Source organism: Streptomyces sp. CB02009, from assembly GCF_001905825.1.
Classification (GTDB): domain Bacteria; phylum Actinomycetota; class Actinomycetes; order Streptomycetales; family Streptomycetaceae; genus Streptomyces.
Genome location: NZ_LIVV01000001.1, coordinates 719,989 through 734,871, shown reverse-complemented (window position 1 = coordinate 734,871; position 14,883 = coordinate 719,989). Strand labels below are relative to the sequence as shown.

Here is a 14,883-nt window from a genome sequence, read left to right as displayed (position 1 = left end):
CCCGGAACGGCCACCGCACGGTAACGAATTGACCCATGTGGTTTCAGCCACCTAAGTTCTGCGTAAAGCTTGCTCCACAGGGACAGGCTCCCGCACGCATACCCAGTCCTTGGGGGGACAAAGTGAACTGGTACCTCGACGTCATCAAGAAGTACGCGGTCTTCAGCGGCCGGGCACGTCGCCAGGAATTCTGGATGTTCGAGCTGTTCAACATCATCATCGCGATCGTGCTCGCCATCATCGGCGTCGCGCTCGACTTCTCGCTCCTGAGCACGCTTTACTCGCTCGCCGTCTTCCTGCCGTCCCTCGGTGTGACCGTCCGCCGTCTGCACGACACCGGCCGCTCGGGCTGGTGGATCCTCATCGGCCTGGTGCCGATCGTCGGCTTCATCGTCCTCATCGTCTTCGCGGCCTCCGAGGGCGACCAGCACGAGAACGCGCACGGCCCGAACCCGAAGCTGGCCCCGGCCTACTGACGGTCCCGGCCGCGGCGGGTCCCGACCCGCCGACGGTCCCGGCCGGCCGAGGTCCCGACCTGTTGAAGGTCCGGTTCGACGAAGGCCTCGCCCCACGCATACGGCCCCCGGAGGATTCCTCCGGGGGCCTTCCGCATACCGGAAGGCATTCCCCCGCCGGACGGGCAGCCCTGTCGGACGGGCGGCCCCGCCGCACCCCGCGGTGCCGCTGCCCCTGCCGCATAGAGCCGCCACGGCGCGTTCGCCCGCTCCGCCTTGTGCAGGATGGCGCACGACCCGGACCGAAGGCCCCGCCTAGCCTCGCCGCAACGGCACCAACGAGGGGCGGTACCACCGGTGAACTGGCACATCCACGACTACCGCGAGAGCGATCTCGCCGCCGTCGTCCATCTGATCGACACGACCGCGGAGCTCGGCCAGGAGTCCGTGTTCTCGCTGGCCGAGTGCATCAGCGCCCTGACCACCCGCCAGCCCGCCGTGGTGGCGGTCCACCAGGGCGTGCCCATCGGCGCCGCACTCGCCTCCGTCTCCGGCGAGCGGGCGTGGGTCATGCGGATCGCGATCTCCTCGGCCTGGCGCGGCCGCGGTCTCGCCAGCGCCCTCCTCGTGGAATTGGAGCGGCGGCTGGTGGCCGCCCGGGTCGGGCGGATCGCCTACGTCCTGCCGGAGGAGGAACTGCTCGGCGAGGGGCTGCTCAACGCCGGCTACACACGCCAGCCCGCCGTCGCGTACTTCGAGAAGGTGGAGCCGCTGCACGGTCCCGCCGCCGGACTCCTCGACGATCTGGGCGGTCGGCTCCTGCCCGGCGACCTGTGGGCCAAGGTCGCCGGCATGGAGCGGGAGAAGGACCTGATCGAGCGCCGGGTGGTGCTGCCGCTCGCCGAGCCGGAGCGGGCCGGCCGGCACGGGGTGCGGCCGCCGCGCGCGGTCTGCCTGTTCGGCCCGCCGGGCACCGGCAAGACGACGTTCGCACGGGGGATCGCCTCCCGGCTGGGCTGGCCCTTCGTGGAGATCCTGCCGTCCCGCCTCGCCGACGAGGGGAACCTCGCTGCCGCCCTTCGGTCCGCCTTTGCGCGGATCGCGGAGCTGGAGCGGGTCCTCGTCTTCATCGACGAGGTCGAGGAGATCGCGCCCGTACGCTCGGAGCCCGCGCAGCCCGGCGGCATGCACGGGGTGACGAACGAACTGCTCAAGCTGATACCGGGGTTCAGGGAGCGGGACGAGCGGCTGCTCGTCTGCGCCACCAACTCGATCCGCTCGCTGGACCCGGCGTTCCTGCGGCCCGGCCGCTTCGACTACCTCATCCCGATCGGTACGCCCGACAAGGCCGCGCGGGCGGCGATCTGGGCCCGGTACACCGACGGCAGGACGGACGTCGACATCGACGAACTGGTCCTGGCGAGCGACCTGTTCACCCCGGCCGACATCGAGCACGCGGCCCGGATCGCCGCCCAGGCCTCCTTCGAGCGGGACCTGCTCGCCGTCGGCGGGCGGGGCGGCGAGGGTCCGGTGCCCGGGGCGAGTACCGCGGACTATCTGGCGGCCATCGGCGAGTGCCGTCCGACGGTCACCCCGGAGATGGTCGAGCAGTTCGCCTCGGACATCACCACCCACGCCCGGGTCTGAGGGCGAACGCCCCGTGGGCGGCGTCCAGTTCGGCCCGGTCGGGCGGCCGGGCGCCGGCCCGTGAGACGGTGACGGCGGCTGCCGCGCCCGCCGTCCCCAGGAGCCGCGCGAGATCCTCGGCGCCGAGTGCGGCGAGGGCGTCCCGCTCCCGCCCGGCGAGTGCGTCGAGGACGGCGGACATGAAGGAGTCGCCCGCGCCGACCGTGTCGACGACGGTGACCGGCGGTGCCTCGGCGGCGACCGTGTGACGGCGGGTGACGGCGATCGACCCGGCCGCCCCCAGGGTGACGAGGACGACCGCAGGGCCGAGGGCGAGCCAGCGGGCGGCCACCGCGCGCGGATCCTCGCCCGGGTACAGCCAGGCCAGGTCTTCGTCGCTCGCCTTGACCAGGTCGCTGAGGGCGACGCAGCGTTCGACGCGGGTGACGGCCGGCCCGTGCTCCCCCATCAGCGCGGGCCGCACGTTGGGGTCGTAGCTGACGGTGGCGCGCTCCCGCAGGCGCTCGGTCTCCGCGAGCACGGCGGACGCGCCGGGCGAGGTGACGGCGGCGATCGAGCCGATGTGCACATGACGGGGTGCCAGGCCGGCCGGCGCGCCGCTCTTCAGCGTCCAGGCGATGTCGAAGGTGTACGAGGCCTGACCGCGCGCGTCGAGGGCGACGACCGCCGACGGGGTGCGTTCGGGCACGTCCCCGACCTCGACCCGTACGCCGGCGCCCGTGAGGTGGGCCTCGATGAGCCGGCCGGTGGGGTCGTCGGCGAGCTGGGTGAGCAGGGTGACGTCCCTGCCGAGCCGCCCCAGGCCGTAGGCGACGTTGGCGGGGCTGCCGCCCGGGTGGACGCGGTCCGCGACGGGCGAGCCGGCCGGGGCGCGGACGATGTCGGCGACGCATTCGCCGATCACCAGGAAGGACATGGGTCAGATGGTACGTGCCGCCGTGACGCACCGGGGCGGGGCCCGGACGATCGCGGGGCGGGGCGAATATCGTGGTCACGCCTGCTCCCGTACGACGTGCGGGAGCGACGCGGGACGACGGCGGCCGGTGCCGATCGGCGAGGGCCGCGCGGGCAGAGCGACGACACGGCGACGACAGGGGGACCGCTCCGGTGGAGCAGTACGAGGGACTCGAGCTGATGACCGTCACCCGGACCGAGGAGCTGGAGGCGTGGCTGGAGGACCACCATGCCGACCGGCCCGGCGTCTGGCTGAGGATCGCCAAGAAGGACAAGGGAGGCACGTCGCTGACGAATCCGGAGATCCTCGACTGCATGCTGTGCTTCGGCTGGATCGACGGGCAGCGCAAGGGCGGCGACGGGGCCTACTACCTGCAGAAGTACACGCCGCGCCGGTCGCGGAGCCTCTGGTCGCAGGTGAACGTCCGCAAGGTCGCGGTGCTCACCTCGGCGGGCCGGATGCGTGAGCCGGGCCTCGCGGAGGTGCGGGCCGCGCAGGCGGACGGCCGGTGGGAGTCCGCGTACCCCTCCCAGGCGGAGGCGACCGTACCGGACGACCTCGCGGCGGCGCTGGCGGCCGACGAAGCGGCGCGGGCCTTCTACGAGGGGCTCGGGAGGACCGATCAGTACCTGGTGATCATGCGGTTGTGGCAGGCCCGCACCGAGAAGGGCCGGGCGCAGCGCCTCGCACGCATGGTGGCGACTCTGGCGGCGGGCGAGAAGGTCCGCTGACCGACCAGCCGTGGGCCTCGGGAGGTCGGGGCGTCGCTCAGCGGCTGCGGCGGTACAGGACCTGGTGGGCGTCGTACTCGACGAACGAGGAGACGTGGGTCATGCCGACGGCCTCCAGGAGGCGCCGCGAGCGGTGGTTCGCCTCCTGGGTGAGCGCGACCACGCAGGGCGTGCCGAGGAGCGTGGCCTCGACGACGGCGGCGACGGCCTCGCGCGCGTAGCCGTGGCCCCAGTGCTCGGGCAGGAACTGGTACGAGACCTCCGTCTCCCCCGCCCGTGCCTCGGGTTCCACGGTGACGAGGCCGAGCAGGACGTCGTCGGCCGTGCGCACCACCGCGTACACGCCGGCCGCCCCGACGACCCGCCGCTGCCGGATCCGTACGACCTGCTCGGTGACCGGCCCGCCCAGATGGCGCCTGACCTCGGGGTCCGTCCACAGCCGGGTGACCGCGGGGACGTCGGCGGCGCGCACCGGGCGCAGCAGGAGCCGCTCCGTGGCGAGGGAGGCGGTTCCCGGTGTCGGGGCGGGGAGCGACGAGGTGGCCATACGTCCGATCATCTCAGCCCCGGTACGCGGCCGTCGGCTCCGGTCGACGGATCGGCCGGGGGGCCCGGTCGGCGGACCGGTCAGCGGAGCGGTCGTCGGAGCGGTCGTCGGTTAGGCCTAGGGCGAGGGGCGGACCCGGGTACGGTCCCCCGGCCGAGGTGCGGGCGGGGGGGGGCGGCGCCAGGATGACGTCCATGCGCATCGGAATCCTCGGTACAGGAAACGTAGGACAGGCACTCGCCTCGGCGTGGGCGCGGGCCGGCCACGACGTGGTCCTCGGATCACGCCGGCCGGACGACCCGGAGCTGCTCGCGCGGCTCGGGGAGCTCCTCGCGTCGGGAGCACGGGTCGGCGGCCCGGCGGAAGCGGCGGCGCACGCCGAGGTGGTGGTGAACGCCACCCCGGGCACGGCCTCCGTGGCACTGCTGCGGTCGATCGGCGCGGAGGTGCTCGCCGACAGGATCGTCCTCGACGTCGGGGTCGGCTTCCTCGATGACGGGTCCCTCTCCCATCCGGGCGTCAGCCTGGGCGAGGAGATCCAGCAGGCGTTCCCGGAGACGCGGGTGGTGAAGACGCTCTGCACCGTCGACCGGACGGTGATGATCGCACCGGACTCTCTGGAGGGCCCGGCCACGGTGTTCCTCTCGGGCGAGGACACGGAGGCGAAGAAGGTGGTGCGCGGTCTGGTCCGCGACCTCGGCTGGACCGACGACGCGCTGCTCGACCTGGGCGGGATCGCGACGGCGCGGGGCCAGGAGAACTTCGCCCTGCTGTTCATCGGGATCGCGGGGGCGACCGGCACCTACGAGTTCGGCGTCCGGGTCGTCCTGCCGGCCGCGGCCGGGAGCGGCCTCGCCCCCTAGTCGGGTTCCTCCCGCCCCGGCCGCCTCAGCGCCCCCGCGCCTCCTTCAGGGACGCCTCGATCGTCGCCCAGTCCGCGGCCGTCGGGGCGGCGGTGTCCCTTCCGGTGGCCACGTCCTTGTAGCCGCTGGACGTGACCACGCACACCACCGGGCCCTCGTCCTCGCGCGGCCCGTGGGCACGCAGTCCGGCGAGGCCCGCCGCCGCCGAGGTCTCGCACCACAACCCCTGCGCGGCCAACTCGTCTTGGGCCGCAGCCATCTGAGCGTCCGTCACCGTGCGGGCCGCGCCTCCGGTCGCACGGACGGCGAGTACACCGCGGTAGCTGTTGACCTCGCAGTCGATGGCGTACGCGGTGGTCGGGCCCACCGGGACCCGCGCGACGGGCGCGCCGGTGCGGAGCGCCTCCGCGAGGGCGCCGGCCGCGGCGGGCTCCGTGGCGTACAGGCGGGGCACGGAGTCGGTGACCCCGAGCCGTACGAGCTCCTGGAAGCCCTTGGCCACGCCGAACAGCAACTCGCCGTATCCGGTGGGCACATGGACGGCGGCGGGCGCGCGGCCGAGGTCGAGGGCGATCTCGTACGCGATCGTCTTGTACCCCTCGGGCCCGAAGGGGTGTCCGGTGTGGGCGGTGTCCGTGACGCTGCTGACGTTCTGGAAGCCGAGCTCGTCGACGATCCGCCGCATCAGGGGCCGGACCGACTCGTACGGGAGGGTCAGCACCGTCGCTCCGTAGGCGCGGAGGTGGGAGGCCACGGCGGGCGGGGCGTCCGGGGCGGTGAACACGGCGCAGGGCAGTCCGGCACGGGCCGCGTACGCGGCGGCGGCCGCGCCGTGGTTCCCCGAGGAGGAGACGACGACGCCGAGGGCTCCGGAGGCGACCGCGGCGCTGATCGCGACCCGGTTGAGGCGGTCCTTGTGGCTCCACGTCGGATTGCGGGACTCGTCCTTGATCCAGACGCCGTCGGGGAGTTCGACCAGCGGGGTGTTGCCTTCGCCGAGCCCCGGCGCCGCCAGTGGGGGAAGGAGCGGGGACCACCGTTCCAGGCCGTGGGCGGCGGGGCGCGCGAACAGGTCGGCGGGCACCTCGTCGTAGGCGTAGTCGATGTCGAGGGGGTGGGCGACCTCGTCGGTCGAGGTGATGGGGCAGCCCTCGGTGAGCGGGGGCCAGAGCGGATGGTGCACGGACGGGTCGGCGAGCGAACGCTGGGTGGTGGCGAGCGAGGTCACGCGAGGGCCTTTCGTGCGGGGCGATCGTGTACGGGGCTCCTGGCGGGCTAGTCCGCCCCAGGCGTCCCTTGGCGGGCTTCAGTCAGCCATGCGTCGCTTCAAGGCCGCCAGTGCTCCGGGCCGGCGGCCCGGGACCCGCTGTCGCAGGGTGATGAGCACCGGGCCGAGAGCGCGGGCCCGTGCCCGGTCGACGATCCGTTCCCACTGGTGGTGGGCCCGGTCCACGGCTCCCTCGACGTCGGGGTCGTCCGTGCGCTGCCCCAGCGCGAGCCGGGCCTCGGCCGCGGAGAGCCAGAGTTCGCAGCTGCGGGCGGGCTCCCCGGCGAGGCGGGCGAGGTCGGCCCGGACCTCGGTCCAGTGGACGGCCTCCGCGGAGCGGGGCCCGTGGCGGCGCAGGGCCTCGCGCTCCCAGGCCGCTGCCACCGCGGCCGCCTCGCCGTGGCGCCCGGCCGTCGCGGCGGCCAGGATCGCGGGGTGCGGGTCCTGGTCCGCGACCGGTGCGGGAACCGGGGCGGGCGCCAGGAGGAAGGCCTCCGGCGTGGCACCGGCCGCCCGGGCGGCGGACTCGGCGTGGAGCGTGGCGTACGGGAGGCGGGCGCCGGAGCGCCAGAGCTCCGCCCAGGACCGCAGATAGGCGGGGGCGAGGAGTTCGCCCCTGCGCGGGGCGGGGGTCACTCTGCCGTAGAGGGTCGGCCCGGGCCCGAGGTGCAGGAAGCCCGGCGTGGTGGTGAGGCGTTCACAGACGGCGGGGTCCGCCGCGAGGTCCGCGACGACCGTCGTGGTGCCGGGTGCGCGGGCGGCGAGTTCGGCGCCGAGCCAGTGCCAGGGCAGGGCCGTGTAGCGGAGGGTCGCCGGGGTGGTGCGGGCGAGCGCGAGGTGGGGGAGTTGCTGCCTGCGGTCGAGGTGGAGCTGTCCGGCGAGGCAGAGCACGAGCGGACCGGGGCTCGCCGCGGCGGCGCGCAGGCGGGTGAGGACGGTCTGCGGGTCGAGCGGATCGGCGAGTTCGACGAGGGTGGCGGTGCCCGTTCCGGTGAGGACTCCGGGCGGGACGGCGGCGAGGACCGGCAGTACGGACGCGGCGTCCATGGCGCGCCCGCGCCCGGCGGGGGCCGCGGCGAGCAGAAAGGCGGTGCCGGTGGCGGTGCCGACGGCGTTGGCGGTGGCGGCTGTTGCCGGAGCGGCGGAAGGGGCCTGAGGCTTCGCACCCGTCGTACCCGCCGCCGGGGTCGCCCGGGCGGCTTCCGTCCCCCTCGTACGCGTCCCCTCCGTCACATGCGTAACTGCCGTACCGGAGGCTCCCGTCGCGCTCTCTCCCGCCCCCGCCCCCGTCCCCGTAGTCGCCCCGCCCGTGACCGCCGTGCGCGTGCTCACCGGGCCGAATCCCTCGTCGTTCACCACCCCGGAACCGTAACCCGTCGCGCCCTGGCCGATAATCGCTGGGCCTTTGACATATGCCGGAAGCACCACCGGATCGAGTGTTGCCAAATCCCTTACGGGTCGTCCCACGCTGTGCCACAGTCGTATCCGGGCCTCACTTCCCCACCTGGCCTGGCCGTGCCGCGCCTGTATCGGAGTACGACATGCCGTCCCCACTGTTCGCGGATCACCCCGCCCAGCAGCCGGAGCCGGGCGCGGTGGACGCGCTGATCTCGCAGACCCGCCGCCTGCGCGGCGAGCTCGTCGCCGTGCGCCGGGAAGCCGTGGTGAACGACGACGACCCCCAGCAGCGCTGGCAGCGTGCCCTGTGCGACCTGGCCGTTCACCAACTGGACGACCTGGGAGCCCACTTGGGCCAGCTCCGGGCGGGTGTCCCCGAGCAGCTCGTCACCGAGGAGCCGGCGGAGACCGCACCCGACACCTCGCTCCCCACCGCCCCCGGCACCGCGTACGGCGAGGTCGCCCCGCAGCGCACCGGCTCCCTGCTGTCCCGCGTCGGCAGCGCCGAGTGGAACCTCCTGACCGACGAGGTCAGCTGGTCCGAAGAGCTGTTCCAGATCTTCGGACGCACGCGCGAGAACGGCCCGATGTCACTGGACGAGATGCCCACGATGGTCTTCGTCGACGACCAGCCCGTCCTCCAGACGATGGTGACGGACTGTCTGATCGACGGGAAGCCGATCGACGGCGAGTTCCGGATCGTGCGGACCGACGGCTGTGTGCGCACCGTGCACATGACGGGCGAGCCCGTCCTCGACGCCGACGGCTGCACCGCCTCGATGTGGGCCGTGCTCCGCGATGTCAGCGAACTGCGGCGCAGCGAACGGGCCGTCCGGGAGAGCCGGGACAGCCTGGAGCGCAGCCGCCACATCGAGCAGACCGAGCGACGGGTCGCCGTCGAGCTCCAGGAAGCGGTGCTCCCGCCGTGGCGCGGATCGCTCCGCTTCGCCCACGACGGGCCCGCCCCTCTCGACGTGGCCGCGCACTACCTCCCGGCCGCCAGCACCGGTCTGATCGGTGGCGACTGGTACGACGCACTCGCCCTGCCCGACGGGGACGCGCTGCTCACCGTCGGGGACCTGACGGGCCACGGGGTCGCCGCGACCTCCTCGATGGCCATGCTCCTCGGCGCGCTGCGCGGCATGGCCGTGGCCGGGATCCGGCCCGCCGCTCTGATGGGTCACCTCAACCAGCTCCTGGAGACCTCCGTACAGCCGGCCCTCGGCAGCGCGATGTGCTGCCGCTACGACCCGGTCGCCCAGACCCTGACCTGGGCGCAGGCCGGCCACCCCGCCCCGCTGCTGTTCCGCGACGGGACGGGGCACGTCCTCCGGCGGCCCGAGGGCGTCCTCCTCGGGGCCACGACCGGAGCCGTGTACGGCGAGGCCGAGACCCGGCTGATCCCCGGTGACCTGCTCGTCCTGCACACCGACGGGCTCACCCGCGGCAGCGGCGCCGACGACGACACGGGTACGCGACGACTGCTCGCGCTCGGCCGGCGCCTCAGCGGGGCACGGGACTCCCAGGACGGGGTGCGTGCGGTCGTCGAGGAGTTCGGCGAGGAACAGCGCGAGGACGACGCCTGTGTGATGGTTGTCCGGGTCGGACACTGAACCACCGGGCGACGACGGGACACGGGACCTTTCGCGGGACCGCCAACCCGTGACCGTGATCGTGGTTCCGGGCTACACGGACCCACGCACCGGCGCACCACGACGCTGTGGCACGGCAGCGCGATCAGAGGGAACTCACCCTGTCAGCGACACGGCCGACCTCGGCGATCCCCGCATCGACAGCAGACCCGGCCCCCCGGCGCTCGGCCGCCTCAGGCCTGCCCCGTCCTCGGCCGGTTGACCGGGGACCTCGGCAGTGCCAGCTCGATCTCCTCGCGAAGGTGCTCGATCCTCGCGTAGCCGGCGTACTGCCCGGTGAGCCGGTACATCTCGCGGAGCCGGTCCCAGGTGCGGTGGGACGAGGTCTCCCCCATGGACATCAGGGCGAGCCGGGCGTACCGGTCGGCCTGCTCGGGGTCGTCGGCGATGAAGCAGGCCGAGGCGAGCGAGATGTGGTCGAAGAGCTTCGAGCGGTTGTGCCCGCCGCGCCGCAGTTCGAGCGCCAGCTTGGCGTGGCGCTGGGCGGGGACGGCCGCGGCCGGGTCGTGATCCGCCAGGGTGCGGTACGCGAGGGCCTGCATGCCGTGCAGGTCGGCCTCGTCGAAGTTCTGCATCCAGCTGGGGTGCTCCTCGTCGCGCCGGTCGGACACGAACAGGTCCTCGGCCTCGCCGAGGGTGCGGCGCATGGCCTGGCCCCGGCCCATCGAGGCCTGCGCCCAGGCCTCGATGGTGTGGAACATGGCCCGGGTCCTGGGCAGGACGCGTTCGCCCGAGCCGTCCTGGGCGAGCTTCATCAGGTCGAGGGCGTCGTCGGGCCTGCCCAGGTGCACCATCTGACGGGCGGCACGGGACAGCGCCTCACCGGCCCTCGGCCGGTCGCCGCCCTCGCGGGCCGCGTGGGCGGCGATCACGAAGTACTTCTGCGCCGTGGGTTCGAGGCCCACGTCGTGGGACATCCAGCCGGCCAGGACGGCCAGGTTGGCGGCGACGCCCCAGAGGCGCCGCTGAAGGTGGTCGGCGTGGCGGTAGGCGAGCATGCCGCCCACCTCGTTGAGCTGGCCCACCACGGCCTTGCGCTGGAGTCCGCCACCCCGGGAGGCGTCCCAGGCACGGAACACCTCCACCGAGTGCTCCAGCGCCTCGATCTCCTCCGACCCGATGGGGGCGGCCTCGTAGCGGTCGAACCCGGCGGGGTCGGCGTGGAGGGGATCGCTGGCCCGCTGGGGGGCCCGCTGGCGAGCGGGGTCGGTCTGCAGCCAGTCGTGCATGGCATTGCTGAGTACGGAGCCGGCGGCAAGCGCGGCACCCGCGCCCACCAGGCCGCGTCGGTTGAGCATGAGGTCCATTCCCGTGAATTCGGTGAGGACCGCCGCCGTACGATCGGGTGCCCAGGGCAGCCCGTCAGGGTTCTCCGTCTTCCTGACGTCCTGCTGCTTTCCGCTGCGCCCGTGTCGTACGAACCCGAGGTCCTCGATGGTCACGACACGGCCGAGTCGCTCGGTGAACAGTGCTGCCAGCACCCGGGGGACGGGATCACGCGGGGTCTCGCCCCGGTCGATCCACCTCCGCACCCGCGAGGTGTCGGTCGCCAGCTGGGGGTGGCCCATGGCCGCCGCCTGCCGGTTGACCAGTCTCGCGAGTTCGCCCTTGGACCATCCGGCCAGGCCGAACAGGTCCGCCAGGCGGGTGTTGGTGTGTCCGCTCACGTCTAAGCCCCCAGGTTCTCGGCTGAGTTGACAGTAGCCCTCTGTCATAGGCCTGGCGACAATTCGCCAGGCTTCGCCAGGGTGCGCGAGATGTTCCGCCACCCGCGCCCGGGTGTCAGGTAGGAATGCGCCACCCCGCCCCGCCGACCGGCCCTCATTCCCCAGGGTGCGGACCGGGGGGCGGGCGGGGCGACGCACGCAACTCGTCGGCACACGAAGGGATCTGTCACCTCCATGTACACAGCATCGTCCTCCGTGTCCGCCCCGCCCCGGCCGCAGCACCGGATCGTCCCGGCCGGCGCCGGACCCTACCTCGCACCCGCCCCGCAGGCCGTACGGCCGCGGCGCTGGGTGACCGGCACGGGTACCCAGCCGATCAGCGGGAGAATCGATCTCTCCGGCCCCCAGGGGGCGCAGCTGAAGATCGCGATCGCCTCCGTCCACCGCATCTGCCCGGAGTTCAACCCGGTCCAGGTGCTGCGGCGCAGCGGACGTTCCGTACTGATCGTCGGAACGACCGGGCGGACCACGGCGGTCGCGAAGTGTTTACTGGACCACTCCCCCGCGTGGGTCGAGCGGTTCCGGCACGAGATAGCTTCCTACCGCTCCTTCGTCCGCCACCGTCCGCCGGTGCGGGCGCCCCGGCTGATCGCGGCCGACCCGGAGAACTGCACGCTGGTGATCGAGCGGATGCCGGGACGGGCGGCGGCGCTCTCGCGCCACCCCGTCGAGGCCCCGCCCCGCGCGGACGTGCGGGCCGCGCTCGGCGCGATCGCCCGGCTCAACGCCTGGCGGCCGCCGGCCGGGACGTTCGACGCGCCGCTGGACTACGGCGCCCGGATCGCCCGCTACCACGAGCTCGGTCTCTTCACCGACCGGGACCGGGACGACCTGCAGAAGCTGCTCCACGGGCTGTCGCACGCGGGCGGCCGCCAGGGCATGGGCCAGTTCTGCCACGGTGACGCCCTGCTCTCCAACATCCTCCTCTCCCCCGCGGGCCCGGTCCTCGTCGACTGGGAGCACGCCGGCTGGTACCTGCCCGGCTACGACCTGGCGACCCTGTGGGCCGTACTCGGGGACGCGCCGCTCGCCCGGCGCCAGATCAGTCAGCTCGCCCAGCAGGCGGGCGCGGCCTCCCGGGACGCCTTCCTGGTGAACCTGATGATCGTGCTGACCCGGGAGATCCGGACCTACGAGACGGCGGTGCAGCGCACCATGAAGGAGGCTCCGCCGGCCGGTTCCGTACCGGTGCCCACGGGCGCGCTCGCGCCCGGCGAGGAACAGCGGCTGCTCCTGAGGCGGCTGCACGACGACTGCGCCATGGCACGGCGGGCCGTGCGCGCGGCGGTCGGGACGCGCTGAACGGGCGGGCCCGACCGACGACACGGGGGGGGTGCGCCGTGTGCCCGGTGCCGACACACCGGGACGCGGCGCACTGGCGTCTCCGCCCTCGGCGGGGCGAGCCAATGGTCCACTCCACTGACGCGTCCCAGGCCCGGGACCCGTCTCCGCGAAACTCCGCCGGCCTGCCTCCGTTCCCGCTCTGACGTGGGAACTTGCCTGTGCGTGGGCGTGATTGACGGATCGTCCGGGAGCCGATACCCCTGTACGGGTTCGGCCCCGCACGCCCCGGTGTCACCCCCCGCCTCTGGAGGCTGCCTTGCCCCGTTCCGCGTCCCCCGGACGTACGCCGTCGCGTCGTCTGCCGAAGGCCCTGGTCGCCCTCGCGTCGACCGCCCTGCTGCTCCCGCTCCTGTCCGCCGCCCCGCCGGCCGGTGCCGAGGCGCCCGACGCGGGTGTCCTCCAGGAACAGTTCGCGCGGGCGGCCGCGCGCCACGGCGTACCGGAGAGCGTGCTCCTCGCCGTCGCGTACATCCAGTCGCGCTGGGACGCCCACGGCGGTGCGCCGAGTGTGACCGGCGGCTACGGTCCGATGCATCTGACGGACGCGGTGACGGCGCTTGCCGAGGCGCCGCCGCACCACTCGGACGGTACGGAGGACCCGCGCGGGGACTCCTCGCGCGCCGTGCGCTCCGGCGCGGGGGCGACCGAGCCCGCCGCCGTCCCGTCCGCCGGTTCGCTGCCCGCGCGGCTGCGCACCCTGGAGCGGGCGTCCGCGCTGTCCGGGATTCCGGCCGAGGAGCTGCGGACCCGTACGGCCGCGAACGTCGAGGGCGGCGCGGCGCTGCTGGCCGCGGCGCAGCGGGAGTCCGGCCGGCCGGCGAGCGCGGACCCGGCCGACTGGTACGGGGCGGTGGCGCGGTACTCGGGCGCCGACGACTCGGCGACCGCCACCCGGTACGCGGACGACGTGTTCGACGTGATCCGGTCGGGCGAGTCGCGGACGACGGACAGCGGGCAGACGGTGACGCTGGCGGCCGCCCCCGCGGTCGCGCCCGACACGGCGCAGATCGCCGGACTCGGCCTGCGCCCGCCGGCCGGCGGGCCCGTGGAGTGTCCGCGCACGGTGGCCTGCGAGTGGATCCCGGCGCCGTACGAGGAGTTCGGCGACGGCGACTACGGCAACCACGACAAGGCGAACCGGCCCGCCTCCCAGTCGATCGACTACATCGTCGTCCATGACACCGAGGCCACCTGGGACGTCACCCTGAAGCTGGTGCAGGACCCGACGTACGTCTCGTGGCAGTACTCGCTGCGCTCCTCCGACGGGCACGTCGCCCAGCACGTGGCGCTCAAGGACGTCGGCTGGCACGCGGGCAACTGGTTCGTGAACGCCAAGTCCGTGGGCCTGGAGCACGAGGGGTTCCTCACCGCGCCGGACTCCTGGTACACGGAGGCGATGTACCGGTCGTCGGCGCGGCTCGTGCGGTACCTCGCCGCCCGGTACGACATCCCGCTCGACCGGCAGCACATCCTGGGGCACGACAACGTGCCGGGGACGGTGACGTCCACGATCAAGGGCATGCACACGGACCCGGGCCCGTACTGGGACTGGGCGCACTACTTCACGCTGCTCGGCCGGCCGATCACCCCGAGTGCCGGCCCCCGGTCCGGTGTGGTGACGATCCGGCCCGACTTCGGGTCCCACAGGCCGGTCTACACGGGCTGTGCCTCGGCAGGCGAGGCGTGCGCGCCGCACGGCAGCGGGGCGGTGCGCCTGCACACCGCGCCGAGCGCCGACGCGCCCCTGGTGAGGGACATCGGTCTGCGGCCGGACGGGCAGGAGTCGACCACCGGGGTCAACGACACCGGGGCGCGGGCGTCGACCGGGCAGAGCTACGCGGTGGCGGAGCGCCGGGGCGACTGGACGGCGGTCTGGTACCTCGGGCAGAAGGCCTGGTTCCACAATCCGGCGAAGGAGCCGACGGCGGTGAACGCGCGGGGGCTCGTCCTGACGCCCCGCGAGGGGCTGGCCTCGGTGCCGGTGTACGGGCGGGCCTATCCGGAGGCCTCGGCGTATCCGACGGGTGTGCCGGTGCAGGCGGTGTCGCCGCTGCCGTACCAGCTGCTCGCGGGGCAGCGGTACGTGGTGGGCGACCGGACCCCGGGCGAGTACTACTTCGCGCCGGTGTTCGACAGCAGCGGCCACACGGTCGTCCGGGGACAGGAGCAGTACTACCAGATCCAGTTCGGCCATCGAGTGGCCTTTGTGAAGGCTGCTGACGTGCGGGTTTCCCCGTCCTGACGCAAGCATGGCCCAAAGCAGAAGGGTGGTGGCGGATGAACGATCCGGCACCACC

Annotated in this window: 12 protein-coding genes; 7 read left to right on the top strand and 5 right to left on the bottom strand. The window is 73.7% G+C overall.

Translation table 11 applies throughout. The annotated features are described in order from the left end of the window. Window positions 1–122 precede the first annotated feature (122 nt). Window positions 123–476, top strand: a complete 354-nt coding sequence (locus AMK27_RS03245) for a DUF805 domain-containing protein (protein WP_073902482.1) — start codon at window positions 123–125, stop codon at window positions 474–476. A 336-nt stretch (window positions 477–812) separates the two neighbouring features. Beyond that, window positions 813–2,102, top strand: coding sequence for an ATP-binding protein (locus AMK27_RS03240; protein ID WP_073902481.1), 1,290 nt, complete (start codon window positions 813–815; stop codon window positions 2,100–2,102). Here AMK27_RS03240 and AMK27_RS03235 read toward each other — a convergent pair. Continuing rightward, window positions 2,080–3,018: a carbohydrate kinase family protein gene (locus AMK27_RS03235; protein WP_073902480.1), complete on the bottom strand. Its 939-nt coding sequence runs from the start codon at window positions 3,016–3,018 to the stop codon at window positions 2,080–2,082. The genes AMK27_RS03240 and AMK27_RS03235 overlap by 23 nt on opposite strands. Window positions 3,019–3,236: 218 nt before the next feature. Between AMK27_RS03235 and AMK27_RS03230 the strand changes: the two genes are divergently transcribed. Beyond that, window positions 3,237–3,788, top strand: a complete 552-nt coding sequence (locus AMK27_RS03230) for a YdeI/OmpD-associated family protein (RefSeq protein WP_073903877.1) — start codon at window positions 3,237–3,239, stop codon at window positions 3,786–3,788. Window positions 3,789–3,825: 37 nt separating this feature from the next. Here the strand turns inward: AMK27_RS03230 and AMK27_RS03225 are convergent, their stop codons facing one another. Then, a complete protein-coding gene (locus AMK27_RS03225; RefSeq protein WP_241847287.1) occupies window positions 3,826–4,335 on the bottom strand; it encodes a GNAT family N-acetyltransferase in 510 nt (169 codons plus the stop codon). Between the two features lie 185 nt (window positions 4,336–4,520). Between AMK27_RS03225 and AMK27_RS03220 the strand changes: the two genes are divergently transcribed. Then, window positions 4,521–5,198, top strand: a complete 678-nt coding sequence (locus tag AMK27_RS03220) for an NADPH-dependent F420 reductase (RefSeq protein ID WP_445194830.1) — start codon at window positions 4,521–4,523, stop codon at window positions 5,196–5,198. Window positions 5,199–5,223: 25 nt separating this feature from the next. Here the strand turns inward: AMK27_RS03220 and AMK27_RS03215 are convergent, their stop codons facing one another. Together AMK27_RS03215 and AMK27_RS03210 are read right to left on the bottom strand one after the other, a co-directional pair. Beyond that, entirely contained in the window at window positions 5,224–6,426 is a 1,203-nt protein-coding gene (locus tag AMK27_RS03215) for a threonine synthase (protein WP_073902477.1), read from the bottom strand. Window positions 6,427–6,504: 78 nt separating this feature from the next. Further along, on the bottom strand, window positions 6,505–7,512 hold the full coding sequence (locus AMK27_RS03210) for a hypothetical protein (protein WP_198955808.1): 1,008 nt from the start codon (window positions 7,510–7,512) through the stop codon (window positions 6,505–6,507). Window positions 7,513–8,006: 494 nt separating this feature from the next. Here AMK27_RS03210 and AMK27_RS03205 point away from each other — a divergent pair, with 494 nt between their 5' ends. Further along, window positions 8,007–9,476, top strand: coding sequence for a PP2C family protein-serine/threonine phosphatase (locus AMK27_RS03205; protein WP_073902476.1), 1,470 nt, complete (start codon window positions 8,007–8,009; stop codon window positions 9,474–9,476). Window positions 9,477–9,688: 212 nt separating this feature from the next. On the opposite strand, the gene AMK27_RS03200 is transcribed toward AMK27_RS03205, so the two are convergent. After that, entirely contained in the window at window positions 9,689–11,182 is a 1,494-nt protein-coding gene (locus tag AMK27_RS03200; RefSeq protein WP_073902475.1) for a DNA-binding protein NsdB, read from the bottom strand. Window positions 11,183–11,416: 234 nt separating this feature from the next. Between AMK27_RS03200 and AMK27_RS03195 the strand changes: the two genes are divergently transcribed. Together AMK27_RS03195 and AMK27_RS03190 are read left to right on the top strand one after the other, a co-directional pair. Further along, a complete protein-coding gene (locus AMK27_RS03195; protein WP_073902474.1) occupies window positions 11,417–12,544 on the top strand; it encodes an aminoglycoside phosphotransferase family protein in 1,128 nt (375 codons plus the stop codon). 298 nt (window positions 12,545–12,842) lie between these two features. Next, window positions 12,843–14,828: an N-acetylmuramoyl-L-alanine amidase gene (locus AMK27_RS03190; RefSeq protein ID WP_445194829.1), complete on the top strand. Its 1,986-nt coding sequence runs from the start codon at window positions 12,843–12,845 to the stop codon at window positions 14,826–14,828. The last annotated feature ends 55 nt before the right edge of the window (window positions 14,829–14,883 follow it).